Here is a 1434-nt window from a genome sequence, read left to right as displayed (position 1 = left end):
TAGCCTCCCGCCTATCCTGTACATGCACTGCCGAATCCCAGTATCAAGTTAGAGTAAAGCTCCATGGGGTCTTTCCGTCCTGGCGCGGGTAGCCAGCATCTTCACTGGCACTTCAATTTCACCGGGTGCATTGTCGAGACAGCGCTCAAATCATTACGCCTTTCGTGCGGGTCGGAACTTACCCGACAAGGAATTTCGCTACCTTAGGACCGTTATAGTTACGGCCGCCGTTTACTGGGGCTTGGATTCAAAGCTTCGCTTGCGCTAACCTCTCCTCGTAACCTTCCAGCACCGGGCAGGCGTCAGCCCATATACCTCACCTTACGGTTTCGCATAGACCTGTGTTTTTGCTAAACAGTTGCTTGAGCCTACTCTCTGCGGCCCACTCTCGTGGGCGCCCTTTATCCCTAAGTTACAGGGCCATTTTGCCGAGTTCCTTGACAATGCTTCGCCCGCCGGCCTTAGGATTCTCTCCTCATCTACCTGTGTCGGTTTACGGTACGGGTCCATATCACGCTATAGCGGCTTTTCTCGACAGCCCCTATGGCAGCTTCGCTACTAAACTTCGCTCCGCGTCACGCCAAGCCCTCCCGTGCACGGTTTTGCCTGTGCACCAGGCCCTGCGCTTGCACCGGTCTCTTCATTCCCGGCTCTGCCTTCGGTTCTGTGTCCCCACAGTTCTGATGATATGGAGTACAGGATTATGAACCTGTTGTCCATCGGCTACGCCTTTCGGCCTCGCCTTAGGTCCCGACTAACCCAGAGCAGATCAGCTTTACTCTGGAAACCTCGGATATTCGGCCGTGAGGATTCTCACCTCACTCTCGCTACTCATTCCGGCATTCTCTCTTCCCAGCACTCCACGGCTCCTTACCGGTACCGCTTCGATGCGCTGGGACTGCTCCCCTACCAATGATTTCTCATTCCCTGGCTTCGGTGTCGTGTTTCAGCCCCGGACATTTTCGGCGCAGGACCTCTCGACTAGTGAGCTGTTACGCACTCTTTGAATGTGTGGCTGCTTCTGAGCCAACATCCTAGTTGTCTTCGAAATCCCACATCCTTTTCCACTTAACACGTACTTTGGGACCTTAGCCGGGGGTCTGGGCTTTTTCCCTTTTGACCACCCAACTTATCTCGTGCAGTCTGACTCCTGGAAATCATTTCTACGGCATTCGGAGTTTGATATTCTTTGGCAGGCTTTGACGCCCCCTCGGAAATTCAGTGCTCTACCTCCGTGAAACTGTTCCAGGGCTAGCCCTAAAGCTATTTCGGGGAGAACCAGCTATCTCCGGGTTCGATTGGAATTTCTCCCCTATCCACACCTCATCGCCACCCTTTTCAACGGATGTGCGTCCGGTCCTCCATTTCCTTTTACGGAAACTTCAACCTGGACATGGATAGGTCACCCGGTTTCGGGTCTGCACATGCTGACTT

Annotated in this window: 1 rRNA gene; it reads right to left on the bottom strand. The window is 53.8% G+C overall.

The features are described from left to right. Positions 1 to 1434 (bottom strand): 23S ribosomal RNA (locus ISF27_RS13125); the annotation flags it as partial.

The sequence above is a fragment of the Clostridium vitabionis genome (genome assembly GCF_015351765.1).
GTDB lineage: Bacteria > Bacillota > Clostridia > Lachnospirales > Lachnospiraceae > Clostridium_R > Clostridium_R vitabionis.
The sequence above is the reverse complement of the archived record's forward strand: the minus strand, read 5'-3'. Positions and strand labels throughout refer to the sequence as shown.